Raw genomic sequence first — 18,138 nt, 5'->3', positions numbered from 1 at the left:
GCCCTTCATGTCTACACCGGACCAGGCTGGTTCCCGGCCAGGATCCCGCCTGGCCGGAGCGCTCAGTTGTCGTCCTCCTCATCGGTGGCCTGGTCCTCGTCGGCGGCCTGCTGGTTGCCGTCCTGGTCCGCGTTGTTGGCGGCGTCCTTCGCCTCAGCGGCGGGCTTGGCCTTCTTGCCCTTCTCCTTGTTGTTCTGCGCCGTCTTGGGGACCGTGAGGCTCGGGATCTGGGCGGTGATGGTGTTGCCGCTGGGGTCGGAGACCACCAGGCGGTAGGTGTGATCGCCGGGCGAGCAGGTGGTGTCCTCCAGGCTGTGGCTCTTGAGGGCCCAGCGGGTGTCGCTGATCTTCTCGGTGGCCACCGGCGTGGTCTCGTCATCCCGGTAGAGGCTGTAGGTCAGGGTCGGGTCGTCGCGGTCCCAGGTGGCGTTGAACCCCACCCTCACTGAGCTCGAGGTCGTCACCTCCGCCTTGGCCGCCAGGGTCTCGGCCTTGCCCTCGGGGGGCAGCGTGGGCTGGCCCGCGCGCTTGGGGTAGCGCACGATCCCCTGCTGGACCTTGCCGTCGGCCTCGATGAACTCGCCCACCATGAGGATGTAGGAGTCGGTGACGTCGACCTTGAAGGCGGCCTGGGACGTCTTCGTGAACTTCCCCGCCTCCAGGTCCGGGTACCAGCCGATGATCGTGGGGCTCTTGAGACCCGAGGTCGACCAGTCCTGGTACCCGTCGACCACCCCCTGGTGGCGGATGGTGATGTCAGGGCTGTTGGTGAAGGCCATGGCCCGCACGTACAGGGGGTGCTGACCGTCCTTGCGCACCTCGGGCATGTTGGGGAACCCGTAGATGGTCTCGCAGGAGTGGGCGTGCCCCACCGTGTAGACGGTGTCCTTGGTGGGGGCGATCCCGTAGGTGTCACCGTGGCAGGGCTCGAGCCAGACGAGGTTGCCGTTCCAGTCGGCCTTGAAGCTCCCTTCGAGGTTGGCCTCGTCGAGGCGCCCGACGGCGGAGTAGGCAGTGCCGTAGAAACCGTCCTCGTCGACGGCGATGTCGAAGATGGCGGCCTTCTCACCGGCCGTGCGCACCGTGTCGTTGACCGGCATGGGCAGCACCTCACCAGTGGAGGCGCTCAAAAGCGCCATCCCGTATCCGGGCTTGCTCGAGCCGTTGACCGTGGAGAAGGAGCCACCGATGACGACCTTGGAATGGTCCGGGGAGACCTCGATCGCGTAGACCTGGGCGTTGGGGCCCTCGGCGGAGGCGGTCCAGTCCAGGAGCTCACCGGTGGAGGCCTTGAGGGCGGCCAGGCGGGTCCGCTGCTGGTTGTTCACCTTGGTGAAGTAGCCCCCGACGTAGAGGGTGTCGCCGGCCACCGCGATGTCCTTGACGGTGGTGCTGAACACGGGCTTGAAGGAGGAGATGAGGGTGCCGTGCCCGTGGGAGATGTCGAAGGCGGCCAGACGGCTGTGCCACTCGTTGTTGACCTTGTCGAACTCCCCGGCGACGTAGAGGGTCTTGCCGTCCTCGGAGAGGGCCAGGCTTCGTCCCGCGCCATTGAGGGTGGGGGCGAAGTCCTCAATGAGCTTCCCGGTGTTGAGGTCGTAGGCCAGGATGTTGGAGCGCGGGACCTCTTGTTGTCCGGCACGGGCCCCGGCCGGGCGGGCATTGTTGAAGTTGCCGACGACGTAGACCACGTCGCCGACGACGAGCTGCCCCCAGGCGACGCCGTCGATCTGCACCGTGGGCAGGGGCGCGGCCGTGTAGGTGGGCTCCCGGGAGGACTGGCCGGAGGGGTCAGTACCAGCGGCAGCGGCGGCCTCGTTGTCACCGACGTCGCCGGAGCCGTCGCCCGGGTCGTCTCCGTCGGCATCGGCCTCGGTCTCCTGAGCCGAGGCCACCGGGGCGGCGGGGGTCAGGACAACCATCGAGGCGAGCAGGAGCGGCAGGAGGGAGACGATGATGGCAAGACGGGGGATGGGGGAGAGACGACGCACAGGAACCTCCGGTATATATGGCGAGCGACGCGCAAGCGGATCACAGATCATCGCTGGTACCGGGACGGATGAGGCCCACATGAGTCACCGGATGAATGTCTGCGATAACGATTAATGTAACTGGTAGCGCTTGTTAGTTCGGGGAGCGCATCCGACCATGCGGAACACGAAGAGGCAACGAAAGGAACACAATTCGATGACGGCGCCACGCTACGTGACCGCAAGGTCGGTTTGCAACGAAATCGTTATCTGAAGGTTACTGCACACTTCGAGCGCGACTCGCCGTCATGGGGAGCCCACCCCATGAAAAACGCCCTCGCCGGGCCCGGTGAGGGGCTCGGCGAGGGCGGGAGCGCGGCGGCCGGAGCCGGCGCGCGGTGGCTCATGGGGGTCCTGCGAGGAGCGGACCCGACTGTCTCAGTCGCCGGCGACGCCGACGGTGTCGAAGAGCTCCGCCACTGAGCCGTCGTCGAAAACGGCCTTGATGGCGCGCGCCAGCAGCGGCGCGATCGGCAGGACCGTCAGCTGCTCGAAGCGCTTGCCGGCGGGGATCGGCAGGGTGTCGGTGACGATGACCTCGCGGGCCCCGCAGGTGGAGAGCCGGTCCACAGCCGGCCCGGAGAGCACCCCGTGGGTCGCGGCGACGATGACGTCCTTGGCCCCGGAGTCCAGGAGCACCTGGACGGCCTTGGCGATGGTGCCGCCGGTGTCGATCATGTCATCGACCAGGACGCAGGAGCGTCCCTCGACGTCGCCGACGACGCGGTTGGCCACCGACTCGTTGGGGCGGGTGACGTCGCGGGTCTTGTGGACAAAGGCGAGCGGGGTGCCGCCGAGCTGGTTGGCCCAGCGCTCGGCCACCCGGATGCGGCCGGCGTCGGGTGAGACGACGGCGGCATTGGCCGGGTCGACGCGGGTGCGCACATAGTCCACGAGCACCGGCTGGGCCCACAGGTGGTCCCAGGGGCCGTCGAAGAAGCCCTGCTCCTGGGAGGTGTGCAGGTCCACGCTCATGAGGCGGTCGGCGCCGGCGGTCTTGTAGAGGTCGGCCACGAGGCGGGCGCTGATGGGCTCGCGCCCCAGGTGCTTCTTGTCCTGACGGGCGTAGGGGAAGAAGGGGGCGACCACGGTGATGCGCTTGGCGGAGGCGCGCTTGAGGGCGTCAACCATGATGAGCTGCTCCATGAGCCAGTCGTTGACGCGGTCGCCGTGGGACTGGACGACGAACACGTCGCAGCCGCGCACCGACTCGTTGAAGCGGACGTAGGTCTCCCCGTTGGCGAAGTCGTAGGCCGTGGAGGACAGCACCTCGGTGCCGAGCTCGCTGGCCACGTCCCGGGCGAGCTCGGGATGAGCGCGTCCGGAGACGACGACCAGCCGTTTCTCACCCTTGGTAATGATGCCCGTCATGACGTGGTTCCCTTCTCACGGCCGGTGCGGCCCTCGATGTGACTGTTGGAGACGGAGGTGAAGGTCAGTGATCGCTTCGGCCGGCAGAGCCATGACGGCCTCACCGGTCGGGGCCGAAGCTGCGGTGCGCTCATGCGTCAGGCCTGGGCGGCATCGGCGTCGAGCTGGCTGAAGGGGGCCACGACACAGCCGGCCGGGATGACGGCGTCGGTGAGGATCGCGTAGGCGCCCACCCGGGCACCCTGGCCGATCCGGGTGGTTCCGCGTACGAGGACACCCTGCTCGAGGGTGACGTCCTGAGCGAGCTCGGCGGTGACGTCCACCCAGGTGGAGGCCGGGTCGACGACGCCGACGCCCTGGGCCATCCAGCCGGCCAGGACGCGGCGGTTGAGCTCGGCGCCGAGCTCGGCGAGCTGGGCGCGGTCGTTGCAGCCCTCGACGAGCCAGTGGTCGGTGGCGACCAGCGCGCTGGTGGACCGGCCGGTCTGGTGGGCATGGGCGACGACGTCGGTGAGGTAGACCTCGCCCTGGTCGTTGTCCGTGCCCAGGGTCGCCAGGGCGGTGCGCAGGTGGGCGGCGTCGAAGACGTAGACGCCGGCGTTGATCTCGCGGATAGCGCGCTGGGCCTCGCTGGCGTCGCGCTGCTCGACGACGGCCGAGACGGTGCCGTCCGCCTCGCGCACGACTCGCCCGTAGCCGGTGGGGTCCTCGAGCTCGGTGGTCAGCAGGGTGACGGCATCCCCGCGCTCATGATGCTGAGCCAGGAGTTCCTTCAGGGTGGCGGTGTCCAGCAGCGGGACGTCCCCGCTGGTGACGACGACGGGCCCGATGAGGTCCTCGGGGAGGGCGGCCAGCCCGCAGGCGACGGCCCGCCCGGTACCGGGCACCTCGTCCTGGTCGGCCGGAACGGCATCGGGGGCGACCTCGGCGAGGTGGGCGATGACGGCGTCGCGCTCGTGGCGCACAACGACGACGAGGTGCTGGGGCTCCAGCCCCCTGGCCGCGGTGACGGCGTGGTCCACGAGGCTGCGACCGCCGATCCGGTGCAGGACCTTGGGGGTGACCGATCGCATACGAGTTCCCTTGCCTGCGGCCATGACGATGACGGCGGCGGGTGCGGTTGACGTCACGTGTCCTCTTCTCACAGGTTCGCGCCCGGGCTCCCGACGTCTCCGGCCGCGACCGGGCGGAGGCCGGGGACGGACTCCAACGGTTTCTGAAATCAGGTACGGATGGACGGTTGGCGCGTATCCCGCCGGCGACCGGGTGACCGCCGTCGGGCGTGAGAGCGAGGGAACCCCAACGCCGCTCATGCTACGCCGCTCCGCCCCCAGGATTCGAACCCGGGCCTCAAGGCTCCAAAGGCCTGCGTGCTGCCGCTACACCAGGGCGGAAGGACGCATCCCGACCCGGGCCTGACGGCGAGGGGCGAGACGCCGGGACAGTCTCTCATGTCCCGGTCGCACTCGGCACCTTCGCGGCGGCTCAGCGCGCCCCGGTCGCGCCCGGTTGCGCCCCGGTCGCCTCCAGGACCGGACCTGGCACCGGGTCTCCCGTCTGAGCGGGGCGTATGCCACACTCCTCGGACTTCGCGGTCGGCTGGGAGGACAGGGCAGGATGGGGGCATGTCCAGTTCCCCCTCCGCTCCCCCTCCCTCCTCCGGCAAGCCGGCAGCGGTGCGACTCATCGAGCTCGACGGGCTGCGCGGGCTGGCCGCCGTCGTCGTGCTCATCCACCACGCCCTGGAGACCGTCCCCGCACTGGCGGAGGTCGGGGCGCGGCCCGGCACCGTCCCCACCGGCACCTTCAACCGGATCCTCACCCAGAGCCCCCTCCACCTGCTGTGGGCGGGCCATGAGGCCGTCCTCATCTTCTTCGTCCTGTCCGGTGTGGCCCTGACCTACCCGGTGGCCCGCCGCCACGCCCAGGGGCGGCGCTTCGACTGGGTCGACTACGCCCCGAGGCGCTTCGTGCGCCTGTGGCTGCCGGCGGCGGCCTCCACCACCTTCGCGGTCATCGCGATGCTGCTCGTGCCGCGCTCGGAGGATCCGGCGCTGGGGCACTGGATGACCGTCACTCACCCCGTGGGGCTCGGGGCGCGCCAGATGCTCATGGAGTACCTGCTCATCCCCAAGCACGCCTACCGCAATACCGTCCTGTGGTCGTTGCACGCCGAGGCGATCTTCTCCTTCGTGCTGCCCCTGATGATCCTCGGGGTGGCCCTGTGCGCCCGCTGGCGGATCTCCTGGCTGCCGGTGGTGGCGGCCCTGGCGGTGCCCGTCATCACCGCCAGCCCCGGCTCGGGCAGCTACCTGCCGGTCTTCACCGTCGGCGCGGTCATGGGCTGGGCCTGGGGGCACAACCCCGCCCCGGTGCCGCAGCGCCCCCAGCCCTGGGCGGCGGCGCAGGCCCTGGTGTGCCTGCTGCTCATCACCCTGGCCTGGTGGCCGGGGATGGAGAGCCACACGGCTCAGCGTCTGGCCAACGCGGTCACCCTGGCGGCCGCGGCCTACCTGGTCCACCTCGTGGTGCGGGCCGGGGCGCTGCGCGGCCTGCTGCGCTCGCGCACCGTGCAGTACCTGGGCCTCATGTCCTTCTCCCTGTACCTGGTGCACGAGCCGGTCGTGGTCTCGCTGCGGCTGCTGACGCACTCGATCTCGCCGTGGTGGGTGCTCATCCTGGCGCCGTTGGCCTCGGCGCCGCTGACCTGGTTGTTCCAGCGCTACATCGAGGCCCCCAGCCACCGGCTGGCCCGCCGCACCGGGGCTCTGGCCTCGGCGCGCTTCGCCCAGTGGTCCGAGCGCCGTCGCCCCACCCGGCCGGCGGACCACAGCGAGAGGGGCTAGGGCCATGGCGGCCAAGCGCACCCGTATGAGCGCCAGCGAGCGGCGCGAGCAGCTCATCGCCGTGGCCCGCGGGCTGTTCGCCGAACGCGGCTTCGACGCCACGAGTGTGGAGGAGGTGGCGGCCCGCGCCCAGGTGTCCAAACCGGTGGTCTACGAGCACTTCGGCGGCAAGGAGGGCCTGTACGCCGTCGTCGTCGACCGGGAGATCACCACGATCTCGGCCGCGATCTCCTCGGCGATCGCGGACCCGGCCGCGGACGCCGCGGCGGCGCCGGAGGCCGGGCGTCACGAAACAGGAGGATCTGACGCCTCCGGCTCGGCCTCACGGGTCGCCGAGCGGGCCGCCCTGGCCCTGCTGACCTATATCGAGGACTCCCCCGACGGTTTCCGCATCCTCTCGGCCGGCTCGGACCGCGCCGCCGGCACCTACTCCACGCTGCTGGCCGACGTCGCTATCGAGGTCTCCGGGATCCTCGCCTCGCAGTTCGCCGCCCACGACCTCGACCCGCGCACGGCCCCGTTGTACGCCCAGATGCTGGTGGGTATCGTGGCCATGCCGGCTCAGTGGTGGTTGGAGAACCGCTCGATGAGCAAGGAGGAGGTGGCTGCCCACATGGTCAACCTCGCGTGGAACGGCCTGCGCGGCCTGAAGGCCGAGCCCACCCTCCACTCCGGCCCCGCAGACAACTCACACGGCTCCGAGGACGCCTCGGGGGCGGGGACCGACTCGCGCACCGAGAGCGCCGTCCACCGCCACAGCGCCACCGAGTCCTCCAACGCGCCCTGAGCGCTGCCGAGGAGTCACTCGCCCCCGCATCGTCGTTGGTCCCACCGCGCCTGGCGGCGTCTCGTCGCATTGGTCACTACCCGACCGGTCGATCACCCTGCGAGTGCCAGCAATCCTCAAACCCCGACGACCCAACGAGTTCTGAGAAGTGCCCGGGAAGGAGGTGAGTCACTTCCTGTGCCCGGCTCTTGCCCCAAACGGCGCGCTATTCTGTTGCTCCCGCAATCACCGAAACGGAACCCATGGACCCGGAAACCCTCATCATCGCGCTGCGCAAGAACGCAGTCCTGGTGGTCATGCACGTTGTGCTGGGCACCATCATCGGCACTGTCTTCGGCCTGTTGACGCCGGCGCAGTACACCTCCACCGCCAATGCGAATCTGGGTGTGGAGAACAGTGAGGCCAACCTCCCCAACACCTTCAACTACCTGACCTCCATCATGCCGACGTTGGTGGAGATCGGGACCTCGGAGAGCACCTTCGCGGAGGTCTCCAAGGACACGGGGATCAGTCAGGACGAGCTGCGCAAGTCCGTCTCGGTGACAAGCAAGACCGGCACCACCCTGGTGGAGATCCGAGCCACCAGCACGGATCCCCAGCGCGCCCACAGGATCGCCGAGGCCGAGCTGACCGCCCTGGACTCGGTGGCCCGCGACCTGTCCAGCTCCGGGCAGGCGGGAAACACCACCGCGACGCTCAAGGTGGTCGACTCCCCCACGACCCCCTCCGCCCCCTCGAGCCTGTCGGCCATGTCGACCGCGCTGATCGGGACCGCCATCGGGCTGGCCGCCGGCGCCATCGTGGCGATCCTGCTGTACTTCCTGAGTCAGAAGAACCCGCAGGACAAGGTCGAGGACCCGCTGCTCATCATTGGGCGTCGTCGCTCTCGGGAAGACGCCTGACCGGCCGTGGCCCAGACATGGTCGCAGGGCACTTCCCACCAGGACTCGCGGACGCCGTCGGGCGCTGATCCTGAATCGAGCCGCGAACCGGGGACGACATGGCGGCGGCTGGAGATGGCGATCGCCGTCGTCCTGCTGGTCTGCGTGGGTGTGCGCCGCGAGTTGGCGGCAGCCCTGAGCGTCGGGGACTGTGCCGCACTCGCCTCGGTCCCCATCACCTGGACGGCCGTGCGCAAGGCGCGCCGCTTCTCGCTGCTGCTCGTGCTGTCCATCCTGGCGTCGGGCACGGCCTACATCATGTCCCTGCTGGCCGAGAGCAGCTTCGTCGTCGAGGCCTGGGCCCGCCGGGTCACCACCTTGAGCCTGCTGGCGGTGCCCTGTGCGGTGGCCGTCTTCGTGTGGGGGGCCCGCCGGCTGGGCGCGAGGCGCGCGGCCCTGGCGGTCGGCTTCGGCATGTTCCTGGACGCGCTGCCCCTGCTGCAGACCAGCTCCAACCCGTGGAAGTTCGGGATCGGTGCGGCGGTGACGATCATGGTCCTCAGTCTCGTGGCCGACCAGCGCCGGCTGGTGCAGATCGTGGCCCTGCTGGTGCTCAGCGGCGTCTTCCTCGTCTCCGACTCGCGCTCCACCCTGGCCTTCCTGGCCATCATCCTGGGCACGGTCATCTGGCAGGCCCTGGCGTCCTGGGCCCGATGGCACGTGCCCACTCCCCGGCGCCTGGCGATCTCCCAGATCCTCGTTCTGGCGGTCGTGGGGATCGTGGCGATGGTCGGGGTGGTCATGGCCTCGGAGTCCGGGACCCTGGGCGAGGACGCCCAGAACCGGACCATTGCCCAGTCCTCCAGCTCGGCGGGCCTGCTCCTGTCCGCCCGCCCCGAGCTGGGAGCCTCCTGGGCACTGTTCCAGAACCGGCCCTGGGGGTACGGAGCCGGCGTCAAGCCCCGTTTCGAGGACCTGTGGGTGGCCAAGCAAGGGATGGCCGCCCTGGGCTACGACCCGGAGAACGGTTACGTCGAGAACTTCATGTTCGGCGGCCGCATCGAGCTGCACTCGGGCCTCATGGACATGTGGGCGGCGGCCTCGATCCCGGGCGGCCTGCTGCTGCTGCTCATCGCGGGAATGGCGCTGGCGGCGATGATGCGCGACCTGGGACGCCTCAAGGCCACGCCCTGGCTGTTCTTCGCGGCTCTGACCGTGGTGCAGAACGTCTTCGTGGGGCCCTGGACGGTGCTGCCCGCCTACCTGCCGATCGTGCTGGGGGCCGCCGTCCTGCAACCTCCCCTGCGCGAGGCCGCCCAGCTGGGCATCGACGACGAGCCGGCCGCCCCACCGCGGGATGAGCCCACCGACTCCGCTGTGGCGCCCGCCCAGCAGGCGTGATCCCAGCGCACTCCACGAGGGTGGGGACCCACTGGCCAAGGGTTGTGCATACTGCACGACCCCCCCCCCCCCGACCCCCATGGAGTACACCCGGCCCTCGCCGAGTAACCCCCGACCTTCGTGCAGTGATGGGCAGGACGTCGGGGGACCCCCTCGGCCAAGCACCGCAGTGGGTTCGAGCCTCGGGCCCTCAGTGGTCGTACTCGCGGTGGACGCCGCCTCCGACGCTGGCCGCCAGGATGCCGCGGCCACGGGCCAGTAGCCGAGCCCCCTTGGCCGCGTGCCGGGGGCTGCCGATGAGGGTTCCGCTGGCGGTTCGCAGGCCGCCGACGACGATGCGCACCAGGCCACCGGCCGCGGCCTTGGCCCGGATGGCCGGCTGAGCCCCGCCGCCGGCCAGGGCCAGCTCCACGCGCACCGAGGTGGCGGCGTGGGAGCGCTGCCGTCGCAGGATCCAGGGGCGGGTAAGGCGCGAGGCCGGCACGTGGTCGCGCACGCGCGCCTCATCGCACCAGCAGATGACGCCGCCGGCGGCGCTCAGCCGGCGGGTGAAGAGCGTGTCCTCTCCCCCGGTGGCGCCGAAGGCCTCATCGAAGCGCAGCCCGGCCCGGCGCACGAAACCCAGGTCCAGCAGCAGGCAGTTGGAGGCCGCCACCGGGCGGACCGTGCCGGTGGGCCAGGTCCTGCGCACGAAGAACTCGCCCTGGCGCACCCACGCCTCGGGCTCGACCTCGTAGACGGGGACGACGGGGCCGGCCACCGCCTGGCAGCCGGTGGAGGCCCACAGCCCCACGAGGGCGGCGAGCCAGCCGGGCTCGGGCTCCTCGTCGTCGTCGATGAAGACGAGCAGGTCGCGCCCGCCGGTCTCATCCAGGGCACGGTTGCGCACCGCCGCCACACCGGGCCTCTCCTCGATGACGTAGCGCAGGCCGACGGCCTCAGGCTCATCCGCTCCCTCCGCTGAGGAACGCACCGGTACCCCGGCGTCTGCCGCTGCGGCGAGGGCGGCCTCGCGCCCGGTGCCCTGGGCGTCGTTGTCGATGACGAGGACCTCAACGTCGCTCACGCCCCTCCTGGCTCCCCCGTCCCCGTCCGCCGCACCCGCGGCATCGCCCTCGGGTTCCCTGGCCTCGGCGCTCAGGCCACCAACCAGCTCCCCGGCCTGCTCCAGAACCCCACGGACGGCCCGCTTGAGGTCCTGCGGGCGACGGAAGGTGGGGATGGCGATCGTCAGCCGGTTCATGCGCTCCTCCTGCCGGGGCGTGCTGTGCTCCTCAGGCGCCGGGGGCGTCCGTACTCGCGCACGTGGACGCCCAGAGCGCCCACGACCATGCCCAGTCCCCCGCGCGAGGAGACCTCGTAGCGGGCCTGGGCGGGCACGTCACCGCGGATGCGGGCCACGCCGGCGCGCGCCCCGTCGATTCCGGCCTTGGCCAGTCCCTTGGCGCCATAGCCCAGGCGCAGTCTGAGGCGCGCGAGTCTGCCGGAGGCACCGCCGTCGGCAGGCCCGGCCGTGTCGATGCGCACCCGGGCCCAGGACGAGCCCGAGCGCAGGGAGCGCTCCAGCACCCAAGTGCGCCGGGCGCGGGCCGCGGGCACGCGCTTGGTGACGACCGCCCCGGCCGCGAAGCGGATGACGCCACCGGCGCGGGTGAGCTGGCGGGTGAACAGGGAGTCCTCGCCGCCGGTGAGCCCGTAGCGCGGGTCGAAGCGCAGCCCCAGGTCCTCGACGACGGCCAGGTCCAGGAGCAAGTTGCCGGTGTCGGCGCTGCGGACCTGGGCGCCGTCGGCGGCCTCCCAGGAGTCGAAGGCACCTGAGGCGGTGACCCACGCCGAGGGGTCGACCTCGAAGGTCGGCGGCGTGGGGCCGGTGACGGCGGCGCAGCCCTGGGCGCGCCAGGTGCTCACGAGGGCCTTGAGCCAGCCCGGTGAGGGGATCTCGTCGTCGTCGATGAAGACGAGGGCGTCAGAGCCGTGGGCCTGGCTCAGGGCCCGGTTGCGGCCGGCCACGATGCCCGGCTCGGGCTCGTGAACGTAGACCAGCCGCGACGTCGCCGCCGCATCCGAGTCAGCCGACCCGGAGGGCCCTGCCTGCCCGGACGATTCCGCCGCCTCCGACTGCCCGCCGGCCAGCGCCGCCCGGGCGGCCTCGACGACGGCCCTCGCCCCGGCCTGCGGGTCGTTGTCCACAATGAGCACGCTCGCCGTCGTCTGCGCGTCACAGACGTCGTCGGCCTGCGCCAGCAGCTCGGGGATCACCTGCGCGAGGTAGTCGTTGCGGCGGTAGGTGAGCATCGCGATGGTCAGGTGCACGTCCAGCCCCGTCCTTCCTCCCGCCTGCCGGCGGATCGCGGCCTGATATCAGGGTCTAACGGTACTATCACGAAGCGGGTGCGCCCCACGGTGGGAGCACCCGAGCCACGACGTCGTCCCGCACCCGGAAGGCTCCTGCTCCGATGACCGCCACCTCTGACCCCGCCCAGGGCGCCGAGACCCCCGAGCCCGCCGATCCGACCGGCCCCGACACCGGTGCCCCCGCCCAGGCCGTCGAGATCACCGAGGCCTCCGAGGCTCTCTCCGGCGGCGAGCTGCTCTCGCGCACGGCGGTCATCGTCGTCAGCTACGACTCGGCGGCGCTGCTGGAGCGCACGCTGGCGCGTGTGGCCGAGGACTCCCCCGAGGCCCGTATCATCGTCGTCGACAACTACTCCACGCCCGCCGCCCGCGGAGAGCTGGTGGCGCTGGCCTCCTCGCGGGGCTGGGAGGCGGTCCTGCCGGAGACGAACACCGGCTTCGGCGGCGGCATGAACCTGGGGGCGGCCCGGGCGCGCGAGCTCGGCGCCGACCTGCTGGTCCTGCTCAATCCCGACGCCGTCATCGCCCGGGCCGACCTCATCCGCCTGGCGGCCAGGGCGCATGCGGACCGGCTCGCCCTGGTGGCACCGGTGCTCAAGGACTCCAGTGGCCGCATCGTCTCCGACGGGATCGTCGTGTGCCTGGCCGACGGCTCGATGCGCTCGCGCCGCTCACCGCGCCCGATTCCCCCCGGCGGCACCCAGCCGTGGCTCTCGGGGGCCTGCCTGGCGCTGTCGGCGGACCTGTTCGAGGCCGCCGGCGGCCTGGACGCGCGCTACTTCCTGTACTGGGAGGACGTGGACTTCTCGGCCCGGGTGCTGGCGGCCGGGGGCAGCCTGGCCCTGGTGCGCGACGCCGTGGCCGTCCACGATGAGGGCGGCACCCACTCCGAGGACGACCAGTCCGACCGCGCCAAGTCGGACATCTACTACTACTACAACGTGCGCAACCGGCTGCTGTATGCGGGGCTGCACCTGGATCGGGCCACACAGCGCCGGTGGGTGGCCACCGCGGGCCGGGCCGCCCGAGAGATCGTCCTGCGCGGCGGCAGGCGCCAGCTCCTGAGCACTCGCCGCCCGCTCATCACGGCGGCGCAGGCCACCCGGGACGGGATGAGGCTCCTGCGTGCCGCCCGCCGCGGCGAGCTGCCCGACGTCGACGTCCCCCTCATCCGCGACTGACTCAGCCGGAGACGAGGCGTCCCGCCACCGGCGCGGTGCCGGTGGCGGGACGCCTCGGGCCGTCCGCCCGCCTCACAGGTAGTGGGCGCGCAGTTCCTCGGGGCTCGTCGGGGACAGGTCGGCGAGCGTCACGTCGAAGACGGTGCGCGCACCGGTCTCACCGCGGGCGGCCAGCCTGGCCACCGCTCGCGCCGTGGCGACCAGGACCGAGCCGGTGAACTCCGGGTTGGAGTCGAGCTGGAGCTCGAAGCTCACGGTCTCGGCCACGCCCTCGGAGGTGTGCCCGCGGCGGATGACAGAGCCGCCGTGCGGGATCCCGGCGTGCTCGGCGGCCAGCTCCTCGGCGGTGATGAAGGTGACGGTGGTGTCGTAGTCGGCGAAGTAGTTGGGCATCTCCACGATCTCCCGCTCGATGCGGGCCCGGTCGGCCCCCTCCTCGGCCACCACGTAGCAGTCGCGCGTGTGCATGGAGCGGGTGGTCAGCTCGACGTCGTCACCGGCCTTGACGGCGGCGACGGTAGCCTCCACCGGGCGGGTGTACTGCTTGGCGTCGACGACGCCCTCGATGCGGCGCAGGGCATCGGAGTGCCCCTGGGAGACGCCGGGCCCCCAGAACGTAGTGGTGGCGCCGTCGGGCAGGACGGCCTCGCCCAGGACCCGCAGCATGGAGAACAGTCCCGGGTCCCAGCCGGCGGAGATCAGGGCGACGTGGCCCGAGGCCTTGGCGGCGGCGTCGACGGCGGCGAAGTGCTCGGGGATGCGGGCGTGGGTGTCGAAGGAGTCGACCGTGTTGAACAGGGTGGCGGCGGCCGGGGTCTGCTCGATCAGGTCGGTGGCCGAGCCTCCGCAGTTCAGGCAGACATCGACCTTGTCGGCCCAGGAGGCCATGTCGTCGACGTGGGCGATGGGCGCCCCCTGGGTGGTGACGGTGGCCGGGTCGCGCCGGGTGAAGACGACGGCGACCTCCATGTCCGCGTTCTTGGTGATGGCCTGCTCGACACCGCGGCCGAGGTTGCCGTATCCGTTGATCGCTACCCTGAGCATGGTTCCTCCTAGTGGGTTCTCACTACAAGTGATGATCCTAGGGACGCCCCGTGTTGCCTGCGTGTGACATGTCGGGGAGTGACCGTCTGACCGACAGGGCTACACGTGCCTGTCGGGGTCCATGCGTTGGTGGAGCACACGGATCACGTCAACGCCACCATCACTGATGACGTAGAAGACGACATGGCTTCCGACGGCGCGGCTTCGGTAGCCGGGACGTACCTCGTCTCTGGGATGCCCTCGACGAGGATCGTCTGCGAGTCTTTCCAGACACGTCTGAAGATTACGCAGATAGACCTCGGCCTGCCGCAGCCCCCAGCGCTCTTCGCTGTAGTCCCAGATACGTGACAGATCGCGGCGCGCAGCCGGGGTCAGACGGTAGGTGCTCACGACGTCCTTGCCGCCTTGGCGGCGATGAAGGCGTCGAAGTCGAAGGGCTCCGCCTGTCCGCTTGCCTCACCGGATGCGAGTGCCTCGCGCAGCGCCGACATCTCTGTCTCCTGGTCCTCCAGAAGGCGCAGGCCGGCGCGGATGACCTCGCTCGCGGACCGGTACCGTCCGGACCCGACTTGGCTCGCGATGAATCCGACGAAGTGGTCATCGAGGCTGACGGAGGTGTTCACTGACATGCCCTTAACCTACCAGTTTTTGGTATAACACGAGCGGTATTGCACCTCGACGACACCCCCTCGCGGCACGCGAACAGAACGGGGCGGGCCGGGAAGATCTGATCTTCCCGGCCCGCCCCGTATGCGCGCTGCGCTCGACGGCGTCAGTGCTGCTTGATGGTGACCTTGTCGACCGACAGGGTGACGGTCTCCGGTCCGGCCGAGCTGGACATGTAGGTGGTCAGCCCGACGGTTCCGGCCTCGTTGAGGGTCTTGTCGTTGTCGACGGCCTCGATCCCCCACTCGGCGGGCTCGGCGTCTCCGGCCCAGAGCTTGGTCTGGATGTTGGTCGACTCCGCGCCGTCAACCACCATGCGCAGGTGGAGCGGCTGACCGGCCGTGTAGGGCTGCTTCATCACGTAGGAGCCCAGGGAGGTCTCCTTGCCCTTAACCACGCGCGAGACCGTGACCACCGGGTTGCCGGTGCTGCCGATGCGGACCGTGGCCTGGTACTGGCCGGCCTTGGTGGTGCGGGCGGCGTAGGAGATGAAGGCTCCGTTTCCAGTGGGCACCGCGTCCAGGGAGAAGTCCACGACGGCGTCGGTGGAGGTCGACTTGACCGGGTCGGAGATGATGGAGGCCGAGGAGCGCGGACCGGCCATGGCGATCCGGCCGCTGGTGCCGTCGACGGAGAATGCCGCGGCGTTCCAGGTGGTCTTCCACTCACCGCCGGCCTGGGCCTTGCCCCAGCCGCCGTTCACGCTGCGCTCGAAGGAGTCGTCCAGCAGGGCCTTGCCCTCGGGCTGCTTGCCCTTGTCCTTGCCGTTGTCCTTGTCCTTGCCGGCGTTGTCCTTGCCGTTGTCCTTACCCTTGTCGTCGCCCTTGTCCGGCTCGACCTGCTTGCCGGTGGCGGCGGTGTAGTGCTCGCCGATCTGGCGCGCCGACAGCGGGGTGCTGTAGACGGCGGCCTCGTCGATGTCGGCCTGGATGTTGGTGTTGGAGGGCTGGCCGTTGACACCGCTGAGGGCGTCCCCGCCGATGCGCCAGTAACCGGAGTAGCTCTGCCCCGAGGTCATGGCGCCGTCGAAGGCGGCGAGGTTGCCATCCACGTAGAGCATGGCGCCGGCGGTCGGGCTCAGGGAGGCCACGATGTGGTGCCACTGCCCGTCGTTGTAGCTCTTGGGAGTGGTGATGGTGGTCAGCTTGCCCGGGTAGAGCATGAAGCTGAGCGTACCGTCATTGCGCATGTACACCATGCGGTCACGGCTCCACGACTGGTTGGCCGCGGAGGAGCCGTAGCCCATGATCTCGCCGCCCGAGGTCGAGGTCGTGCGGACCCAGGCCTCCATGGAGAAGGCAGTGGGGGCCTGGGAGGCGACGCGCGTCGCGGCGTGCGACTTGTTGGCGCTGTCCGAGGTCAGGCCGAGCGAGGCGCCCGAGCCCAGGACGGACCCGGCTCCGCGCTTGTAGGCCTTTCCGCGAATCGTCAGGTTGCGCTGGGCCACGAAGTCCTCGGCCTTGTCGCCGCTGGTCTCGTCGAAGGACCAGTAGTGGGCGGCGCCGTCGGCCAGGACGCGGGCGCCGTACTTGCTCAGGCCCTGGCCCTCAGCGGCTTTGACCGTCACCCAGTCCGAGACCGTGGAGGCCCCCCACTGGTCGGTCACCTGGACCCGGTAGCGGTGCGTGCTTCCAGGCTCGACGACGTCGGTGGCGCTCAGATCGGGGCGCTCCCAGAAGCCGGCGGTCGCGGTCTGACTGGTGACCGGCTGACCGTTCATGGCGTCACGGTAGACGTTGTAGGTCAGGGTCTTGTCGTCCCGGTCCCAGTTGGCCTTGAAGGACAGGGAGACGACCCCGGCGCGCGGCGAGCTGCCGGAGACCTTGAAGGCACCGCCCTTGTCCATGGGCCCCTGCTTGTTCGGAGCGATGTCGCGGCGGGCGAAGCGCACCAGTCCCTGCTGGGCGGTGCCATTGACGGCCAGGAACTCGCCGCCGTAGACGACGTACTTGTCGTTGCCCTCAACGGTCCAGGTCGCCTGGATGGCGCCGGAGATCTTGCCCGGCGTGAAGTCGGGGTAGAAGTTGAGGTTCGTGGTGGCGTTCTGGCCGGCGTAGTTCTTGTAGCCCGCGCCGTGGTTGTCCTCCACCGTTCCGGTGGCGGCGTTCGTATAGGCCACCGCGTTGTGGTAGTGGTACGAGACGTCCGGGAAGCCACCGATGTTGGAGCAGTCGTGGGAGTGGCTGGCGGCGTAGACGACGTCACCGGCGGGCAGGACGTCATAGGAGTCGCCGTGGCAGTCGGCCATGTAGTCGATGTCGCCGGTGACCCAGTTCAGGCGCATGACGCCCTCGAAGGTGCCCAGTCGGGAGTAGCTCGCCGCGTACAGGCCGTGCTCATCGGCCTTGACGCTCATGACGGAGGCCTCAGCGCCGGCACCGCGAACCACGCTGGAGGCGTTGTTCTTGCGCAGGCTGCCGTCCTTCTCGAAGATGGCGATGCCGTGCCCGGGCTTGTCGCTGCCACCGACGGACTCGAAGGCGCCGCCGATGGCCACGGCCGAGCCGTCCACGGCCTCGACGATGCTGCGCACGTAGTAGTTGTCGATCTTCGGAGCGAAGTTCGTCAGCTGCTGGCTGCCCAGGTTGAGCGCCGCGACGCGCTGACGGGCCGAGGAGTTGATCTGGGTGAAGGCGCCACCGATGTAGAGGGTCTGTCCGTCGGGGGAGACGCTCAGGGCCTTGACGCTGCCGTTGGCCGCGGCGCCCAACGGGGCGCGCTGACCGTCGGAGGCCCTGACCGCGCCGACGCGCCAGGCGGTCTGGTTGTTCAGCGTGGTGAACTCCCCGCCCAGGTAGAGGGTCTGGCCGTCAGCGGAGGCGGCGATGGAATTGATGGTGCCGTTGGTGGTGGGCGCCCAGTTGAGGATCTCACCGGTGTTGATGTTGTAGGCCATCGCGTTGCCGCGCGGGGACTCGTTCTGGCCGGCCGGCGAGCCTGCCGGCCGGACCGCGGAGAACTTCCCGACGGCGTAGACGATGTCGCCGACTACGACCTGGTCCCAGACAATGCCATTGATCTGGGCGGTGGGCAGGGCATCGGCGGACACGGTGCTGGGAGTACCGGCGGCGCCGGCTGGGGCAGGGGCCGGGTCCGCGGCGGCTGGGGAGGCCGGAGCGAGCGTGACGGCACCGAGGGGAACGAGAGCCGCGGCCAGCAGGCCGCTCAGGAGTCGGCGGGGGAGCTTCACAGGTATTCCATTCAGAACATACTCAGATCACGGACACGCAACCTTACGAATGGCTGGTATTCCGCGCCCGGCACGGGTCGACGGGCGCGCTCATCGTACACCGTCAACAACTTGCGCGCCCCTGTTTTGGTGCACACCACAGAGCAGAACAAATCCGCCAGACACTGACCCTTCGTTCAAATCCCGCCACACTCCAAGCGTCTCAAGGACTGCGGGACACTCATAAGTACCCGACATTGGTGCCGCCTTCTATATAGACGCGACTCAGGTTGCCTTCGGCGCCGGCTCGTCTCGTGTCACAGCGAAGCAACGACGCCGACCCCCGAGCCGAGCTGCTCGAGCGGATCACCCCGCACGCCAAGGCGCCGTCCGACACTCACTTTCAT

General features: G+C 70.1%; 14 protein-coding genes and 1 tRNA gene. 5 read left to right on the top strand and 10 right to left on the bottom strand.

Annotated features, from left to right (window positions below; translation table 11 throughout):
* Nucleotides 1-62 precede the first annotated feature (62 nt).
* From FK267_RS04520 to FK267_RS04505, 4 genes are all read right to left on the bottom strand, one after another.
* Nucleotides 63-1,991 (bottom strand): hypothetical protein, encoded by a 1,929-nt coding sequence (locus FK267_RS04520; RefSeq protein WP_141406432.1) that lies wholly within the window; start codon nt 1,989-1,991, stop codon nt 63-65.
* Nucleotides 1,992-2,408: 417 nt separating this feature from the next.
* Nucleotides 2,409-3,401, bottom strand: coding sequence for a ribose-phosphate diphosphokinase (locus FK267_RS04515; RefSeq protein WP_003787536.1), 993 nt, complete (start codon nt 3,399-3,401; stop codon nt 2,409-2,411).
* Between the two features lie 137 nt (nt 3,402-3,538).
* The gene (locus tag FK267_RS04510; protein ID WP_075379414.1) at nt 3,539-4,531 is read right to left on the bottom strand and encodes a bifunctional UDP-N-acetylglucosamine diphosphorylase/glucosamine-1-phosphate N-acetyltransferase GlmU; all 993 of its coding nucleotides are present in this window, start codon (nt 4,529-4,531) and stop codon (nt 3,539-3,541) included.
* A gap of 192 nt (nt 4,532-4,723) precedes the next feature.
* Nucleotides 4,724-4,795 (bottom strand) — tRNA-Gln (locus FK267_RS04505).
* Between the two features lie 231 nt (nt 4,796-5,026).
* On the opposite strand from FK267_RS04505, the gene FK267_RS04500 reads away from it, so the two are divergent.
* The 4 genes from FK267_RS04500 (at nt 5,027) to FK267_RS04485 (ending at nt 9,316) form a co-directional block, all read left to right on the top strand.
* Nucleotides 5,027-6,247 carry an acyltransferase family protein gene (locus FK267_RS04500; RefSeq protein ID WP_141406431.1) on the top strand — a complete coding sequence of 407 codons (1,221 nt, stop codon included), beginning with the start codon at nt 5,027-5,029 and terminating at the stop codon, nt 6,245-6,247.
* A gap of 4 nt (nt 6,248-6,251) precedes the next feature.
* Nucleotides 6,252-7,034: a TetR/AcrR family transcriptional regulator gene (locus FK267_RS04495; protein ID WP_141406430.1), complete on the top strand. Its 783-nt coding sequence runs from the start codon at nt 6,252-6,254 to the stop codon at nt 7,032-7,034.
* Between the two features lie 242 nt (nt 7,035-7,276).
* On the top strand, nt 7,277-7,936 hold the full coding sequence (locus FK267_RS04490) for a YveK family protein (RefSeq protein ID WP_075254898.1): 660 nt from the start codon (nt 7,277-7,279) through the stop codon (nt 7,934-7,936).
* A gap of 114 nt (nt 7,937-8,050) precedes the next feature.
* On the top strand, nt 8,051-9,316 hold the full coding sequence (locus FK267_RS04485) for a hypothetical protein (protein ID WP_141406429.1): 1,266 nt from the start codon (nt 8,051-8,053) through the stop codon (nt 9,314-9,316).
* A 190-nt stretch (nt 9,317-9,506) separates the two neighbouring features.
* Here the strand turns inward: FK267_RS04485 and FK267_RS04480 are convergent, their stop codons facing one another.
* Entirely contained in the window at nt 9,507-10,559 is a 1,053-nt protein-coding gene (locus tag FK267_RS04480) for a glycosyltransferase family 2 protein (RefSeq protein WP_141406428.1), read from the bottom strand.
* Nucleotides 10,556-11,629 (bottom strand): glycosyltransferase family 2 protein, encoded by a 1,074-nt coding sequence (locus FK267_RS04475; protein ID WP_141406427.1) that lies wholly within the window; start codon nt 11,627-11,629, stop codon nt 10,556-10,558. The genes FK267_RS04480 and FK267_RS04475 overlap by 4 nt, the downstream gene beginning before the upstream one ends.
* A gap of 143 nt (nt 11,630-11,772) precedes the next feature.
* Between FK267_RS04475 and FK267_RS04470 the strand changes: the two genes are divergently transcribed.
* On the top strand, nt 11,773-12,852 hold the full coding sequence (locus FK267_RS04470) for a glycosyltransferase family 2 protein (protein ID WP_141406426.1): 1,080 nt from the start codon (nt 11,773-11,775) through the stop codon (nt 12,850-12,852).
* 72 nt (nt 12,853-12,924) lie between these two features.
* Here the strand turns inward: FK267_RS04470 and FK267_RS04465 are convergent, their stop codons facing one another.
* The 4 genes from FK267_RS04465 to FK267_RS04450 form a co-directional block, all read right to left on the bottom strand.
* The gene (locus tag FK267_RS04465) at nt 12,925-13,896 is read right to left on the bottom strand and encodes a diaminopimelate dehydrogenase (protein WP_141406425.1); all 972 of its coding nucleotides are present in this window, start codon (nt 13,894-13,896) and stop codon (nt 12,925-12,927) included.
* Nucleotides 13,897-13,995: 99 nt separating this feature from the next.
* Nucleotides 13,996-14,286 (bottom strand): type II toxin-antitoxin system RelE/ParE family toxin, encoded by a 291-nt coding sequence (locus tag FK267_RS04460; RefSeq protein WP_141406424.1) that lies wholly within the window; start codon nt 14,284-14,286, stop codon nt 13,996-13,998.
* Complete coding sequence (locus tag FK267_RS04455) at nt 14,283-14,525, bottom strand: type II toxin-antitoxin system ParD family antitoxin (protein WP_075379422.1); 243 nt, start codon at nt 14,523-14,525, stop codon at nt 14,283-14,285. Before FK267_RS04455 ends, FK267_RS04460 begins: the two co-directional genes overlap by 4 nt.
* Before the next feature lie 143 nt (nt 14,526-14,668).
* Nucleotides 14,669-17,752, bottom strand: coding sequence for a LamG domain-containing protein (locus FK267_RS04450; protein WP_141406423.1), 3,084 nt, complete (start codon nt 17,750-17,752; stop codon nt 14,669-14,671).
* Between the last annotated feature and the right edge of the window lie 386 nt (nt 17,753-18,138).

The sequence above is a fragment of the Actinomyces oris genome, from assembly GCF_006546825.1.
Classification (GTDB): Bacteria; Actinomycetota; Actinomycetes; order Actinomycetales; family Actinomycetaceae; genus Actinomyces; species Actinomyces oris.
The sequence above is the reverse complement of the archived record's forward strand: the minus strand, read 5'-3'. Positions and strand labels throughout refer to the sequence as shown.